This window comes from Streptomyces sp. NPDC054841 (genome assembly GCF_053611045.1).
In genome coordinates this window covers 1-4,873 of the sequence record NZ_JBSGZO010000578.1, presented here as the reverse complement: position 1 = coordinate 4,873, position 4,873 = coordinate 1, and the positions used below count along the sequence as shown (strand labels likewise).

At 71.6% G+C, this 4,873-nt stretch carries 3 protein-coding genes and 1 pseudogene; 2 read left to right on the top strand and 2 right to left on the bottom strand.

The window, feature by feature from the left end:
* Positions 1-78: 78 nt before the first annotated feature.
* The gene (locus tag ACWGI8_RS39610; RefSeq protein WP_453668291.1) at positions 79-837 is read right to left on the bottom strand and encodes an SDR family oxidoreductase; all 759 of its coding nucleotides are present in this window, start codon (positions 835-837) and stop codon (positions 79-81) included.
* Positions 838-970: 133 nt separating this feature from the next.
* Here ACWGI8_RS39610 and ACWGI8_RS39605 point away from each other — a divergent pair, with 133 nt between their 5' ends.
* Together ACWGI8_RS39605 and ACWGI8_RS39600 are read left to right on the top strand one after the other, a co-directional pair.
* Positions 971-2,602 (top strand): alkaline phosphatase D family protein, encoded by a 1,632-nt coding sequence (locus ACWGI8_RS39605; RefSeq protein WP_453668290.1) that lies wholly within the window; start codon positions 971-973, stop codon positions 2,600-2,602.
* Positions 2,603-2,857: 255 nt separating this feature from the next.
* Positions 2,858-4,162 (top strand): multidrug effflux MFS transporter, encoded by a 1,305-nt coding sequence (locus ACWGI8_RS39600; protein WP_453668289.1) that lies wholly within the window; start codon positions 2,858-2,860, stop codon positions 4,160-4,162.
* A 4-nt stretch (positions 4,163-4,166) separates the two neighbouring features.
* On the opposite strand, the pseudogene ACWGI8_RS39595 reads toward ACWGI8_RS39600, so the two are convergent.
* A pseudogene (locus tag ACWGI8_RS39595) lies at positions 4,167-4,873 on the bottom strand (hypothetical protein); the annotation flags it as partial.

The following is a 4,873-nucleotide window of genomic DNA, read 5'->3' as shown; positions in this document are numbered from 1 at the left end:
AAAATGAGCCCCTCCGGCGATTGAGGAGCGGGGTCCGGGGCGGAGCCCCGGTTCGGGAAGGGGCGGGGAGGGGAAAAGTCACCCCCGGCCGATGTACGGCATCGCCGTCGCCATCACCGTCGCGAACTGCACATTCGCCTCCAGCGGCAGCTCCGCCATGTGCCGGACCGTCCGTGCCACGTCCGCCGCGTCCATCACCGGTTCGACCGCCAGCTCGCCGTTGGCCTGGAGGATGCCCGTCCGCATGCGGGCCGTCATCTCGGTCGCCGCGTTGCCGATGTCGATCTGGCCGCAGGCGATGCGGTAGGGGCGGCCGTCCAGGGACAGGGACTTGGTCAGGCCGGTCATGGCGTGCTTCGTCGCCGTGTACGCCACCGAGTGCGGCCGCGGCACGTGCGCCGCGATGGAGCCGTTGTTGATGATCCGGCCGCCCTGCGGGTCCTGGTCCTTCATCAGGCGGAAGGCTGCCTGGGCGCACAGGAAGGACCCGGTCAGATTGACGTCCACGACGTGCCGCCACGCCTCGTAGGGGAGGTCCTCGACCGGGACGCCGCCGGGCCCGAACGTGCCCGCGTTGTTGAAGAGCAGGTCGAGGCGCCCGTACCGGTCGCGCACCGTCGCGAAGAGGGACGTCACCTCGTCCGGTGACGTGACGTTCGTGGGGACGCACACCACGTCCGCGTCGCCCGCCAGCGACGCCGTCTCCTCCAGCGCCTCGGCCCGCCGTCCGGCCACTGCGACCGACCAGCCCGCGCCCGCGAGGGCCAGCGCGACACTCCGGCCGATGCCCGAACCCGCGCCTGTGACCACGGCGACGCTTCCGCGTTCTGCGTTCATGGGCCCGCAGCGTACGGCAGGCCCACGAACCCGGATCTCATCCGTCCGACACGCGGATGTTGTGTACCCGACAACCCTGGGACGTCACTCCCCACTGCAATGCGACTGACAACAGCCGTAAGGGGAGGGGTACATGACACCCGTACACCAGCACTCGGCACAATTCCGCGCCGCCGCCCGGCACTTGGGCCGACGCCGCTTCCTCACCGTCACCGGCGCCGCCGCCGCGCTCGCCTTCGCCGTGAACCTCCCGGCCGCCGGCACCGCGAGCGCCGCCGAGCTGGACGCGAAGAAGCTCACCGAGGACCCGTTCACCCTCGGCGTGGCGTCCGGCGACCCGCTGCCCGGCTCCGTACTGCTGTGGACCCGGCTCGCGACCCGCCCGTACGAACCGGACAGCGGACTGCCCGACGCGCGCATCCAGGTCAGGTGGGAACTCGCCCATGACGCCCGCTTCACCCGCATCGCCAGACGCGGACAGGCGACCGCCCATCCCGAGTTCGACCACAGTGTCCACGTCGAGGTCACCGGCCTCGACGCGGACCGCGTGTACTACTACCGCTTCCGCGCCGGCAACTGGATCAGCCCCACCGGCCGCACCCGCACCGCCCCCCGCGCCGCCGCCCGGATCTCCGAGCTGAAGCTCGCCGCCGTCTCCTGCCAGGCCTACCACGACGGCTTCTTCACCGCGTACAAGCACCTCGCGGAGGAGGACCTCGACGCCGTCTTCCACCTCGGCGACTACCTCTACGAGTACGCCGTCAACGCCGTCGGCGGCGCCCGCAACTACGCCGACCGGCGGCTGCCCGCGCACTTCAACCGCGAGACGGTCACCCTCGAGGACTACCGGCTGCGCTACGCGCTCTACCGCAGCGACGAGGACCTGCGTGCCGCGCACGCCGCGCACCCCTTCGTCGTCACCTGGGACGACCACGAGACCGAGAACAACTACGCGGACGACATCCCCGAGAACGACGTCCCGCCGGAGGAGTTCCTGCTGCGCCGCGCCGCGGCGTACCGCGCCTACTGGGAGAACCAGCCGCTCAGGAAGCCCCAGCAGCCCGACGGCCCGGACATGCAGCTCTACCGCCGCTTCCGGTTCGGCCGGCTCGCCCAGTTCGACGTCCTCGACACCCGCCAGTACCGCTCCGACCAGGCGTACGGCGACGGCTGGCAGACGCCGGGGCCCGAGTCCGAGGACCCGGCGCGCACCATGACCGGCGAGAACCAGGAGCGCTGGCTGCTCGACGGCTGGCAGGCGTCGGACGCCGCCTGGAACGTCGTCCCCCAGCAGGTCACCTTCGCCCAGCGGCGCAACGTCCCCACCGCCGACTTCAAGCTCTCCATGGACGCGTGGGACGGCTACCCGGCCTCCCGCAAGCGGATCCTCGACGGCGCCGAGGCCGCCGGCGTCGACAACCTCGTCGTCCTCACCGGCGATGTCCACGTCGGCTACGCCTTCGACCTGAAGAAGGACTTCGACGACCCGGCGTCCCGCACCGTCGGCACCGAGATCGTCGCCACCTCCATCAGCAGCGGCAAGGACGGCGTCGACAAGCCCGCGAACTGGGACAACCTCACCCGGGCCAACCCGCACATGAAGTTCTACAACGGCCGTCGCGGCTATGTGACGGTCACCCTCACCACCGAGCTGGCCCGCGCCGACTTCCGGACGGTGTCCGCGGTGACCACCCCGGGCGCGCCCATCACCACGGCCGCGTCGTTCGTCACCGAGGCAGGCGACCCCGGCCTCAAGCCCGCGTAGGTCCCGACGGGTAGACGGGTAGACGGGTAGACGGGTAGACGGGTAGACGGGTAGACGGGTAGCGGACGCCGACGCGGTCCCGTACCGCGTCGAGCGTCCGCATCCCCGCGAGCGAAATCCGGCACACCAGGCACACCAGGCACACCAGGCGCACCAGGCGCACCAGGCGCAGACGGCACAGCCATGGACAGAAAGGTCTCGACCACTCCGGCGAGCTGAGAACATAGGCGGCGACGCCCAGAACAGGAGCTGTTGATGCCGGAGAGCAGCCGGACCACACAAGGACACATAGCCGGCGCCGATCCGGCACCAGCACCCGCCGTCACCGTCGCCGCCGCGCGCCGTGCGGGTCTCCTCGTCACCCTCGTACTCGGCGGTCTCACCGCGCTGCCCCCGCTCTCCATGGACATGTACCTCCCGGCCCTGCCGGAGGTCACCGGGGCACTCCGCGCACCCGCCGCGACCATCCAGCTCACCCTCACCGCCTGCCTCGCGGGCATGGCGCTCGGGCAGCTCGTCGTCGGGCCCATGAGCGACAAGTGGGGCCGCCGTCGCCCGCTCCTCATCGGCATGATCGTGTACGTCGCAGCCACCGCGGTCTGCGCGTTCGCGCCCACGGCCGAACTGCTCATCGCCTTCCGGCTGCTCCAGGGCCTGGCCGGAGCCGCCGGGATCGTCATCGCCCGGGCCGTCGTCCGTGACCTCTACGACGGCGTGGAGATGGCCCGCTTCTTCTCCACCCTGATGCTGATCTCGGGAGTGGCCCCGGTCGTCGCGCCGCTCATCGGCGGCCAGATCCTCCGGGTCACCGACTGGCGCGGCGTCTTCCACGTCCTCGCCGTGATCGGTGTGCTGCTCACCCTCGTCGTGGCGAAGTGGCTCCACGAGACCTTGCCGCCGGAGCGGCGGCACAGCGGCGGCGTCGGCCAGGCCCTGCGCACCATGCGCGGCCTCCTCGCCGACCGCGTCTTCACCGGCTACGTGCTGGCGGGCGGACTCGCGTTCGCCGCCCTCTTCGCGTACATCTCGGCGTCGCCGTACGTCGTCCAGGAGATCTACGGGGCCTCGCCGCAGACGTTCAGCCTGCTCTTCGGGCTCAACTCGATCGGCCTGGTCGCGGTCGGCCAGATCAACGGCAAGCTGCTCGTCGGGCGGGTCAGCCTCGACAAGGTCCTCGGCTTCGGACTCGCCGTGGTCATGCTGGCCGCGCTCGCGCTGCTGCTGATGACATCGGGCGTCTTCGGCCGGCCCGGACTGGCGCCCGTGGCGGCCGGGCTGTTCGTGCTGATGTCCGCGATGGGCCTCACGCTGCCGAACACCAACGCGCAGGCCCTGATGCGCACCCCGCACGCCGCGGGCTCGGCGTCCGCGCTGCTCGGCACGTCCTCGTTCCTCATCGGGGCGGTCGCCTCACCGCTCGTCGGGATCGCGGGCGAGACGACCGCGGTGCCCATGGCCGTGGTGCAGCTGGTGTGCGCGCTCGGCGCGGTCGCCTGCTTCCTCGGGCTGTGCCGGCCGTGGCGCCGTACCGACGACGACGCCCGGTCCGCGCATACGTAACCGATCAGTCCGCCCGTACGTAACCGATCAGGTGCAGCCGGTCCTTCGTGTCCGTCCAGCGGAAGAGCCCGACCTCCGACGCCTCGCCGTCCGGCAGCCGGACGTTGCGGGAGAGCGCCTCGGGCACCCAGGTCGCGAGGTCCACCTCGTACGGGGCGCCGCCGCCCGCCAGTGCCTCCGCGGGGCTGCGGGTGTTCATCGCCCCGTACGCGACGCCGTCGTCGGTCACCGTCGTCAGCGTCAGGGGGCGGGTGCCGTCCTCCTCCTCGAAGCACCGGCCGGTCCGCTCCTCCAGATCGAAGGCGAGACTCCCGGCGACCAGATAGCGGCCGTCGGGCGAGCCCACGGCCTGCGGATACTCGCCGGGCTCGATCGCCGGCTTATGGCATTCGGTCTTGACCAGCGGCTTTCCGGTCGTCGCATCGTGCACCGCCCAGATGTCGTGCGTGTCGGCGCCCTTGGTGCCCTTCGCCTTCCGCCAGCGCACCAGCAGCCGTCCGGCGGTCAGTGAGGTCGGCGTGCCGTACGCGCGGTCCGCGCCGGCCGGGGCGATGTTCCGGCTGAACCAGCCGCCCCGCACCCAGAACTCCCGGGCCCCGCTGACCAGCAGGCCCTTCGCGGTCAGCCCGCGCACCTCGGTCAGCTGCCGGCAGGTGGCGCAGCCCTTCGGATGGCGCAGTTCCTTCGGCGCGGTCAGGGACACCTCGCCGG

Coding starts and splice junctions, on each gene's coding strand:
- ACWGI8_RS39610 (WP_453668291.1), bottom strand. CDS start 837: ATGAACGCAGAACGCGGAAGCGTCGCCGTGGTCACAGGCGCGGGTTCG.
- ACWGI8_RS39605 (WP_453668290.1), top strand. CDS start 971: ATGACACCCGTACACCAGCACTCGGCACAATTCCGCGCCGCCGCCCGG.
- ACWGI8_RS39600 (WP_453668289.1), top strand. CDS start 2,858: ATGCCGGAGAGCAGCCGGACCACACAAGGACACATAGCCGGCGCCGAT.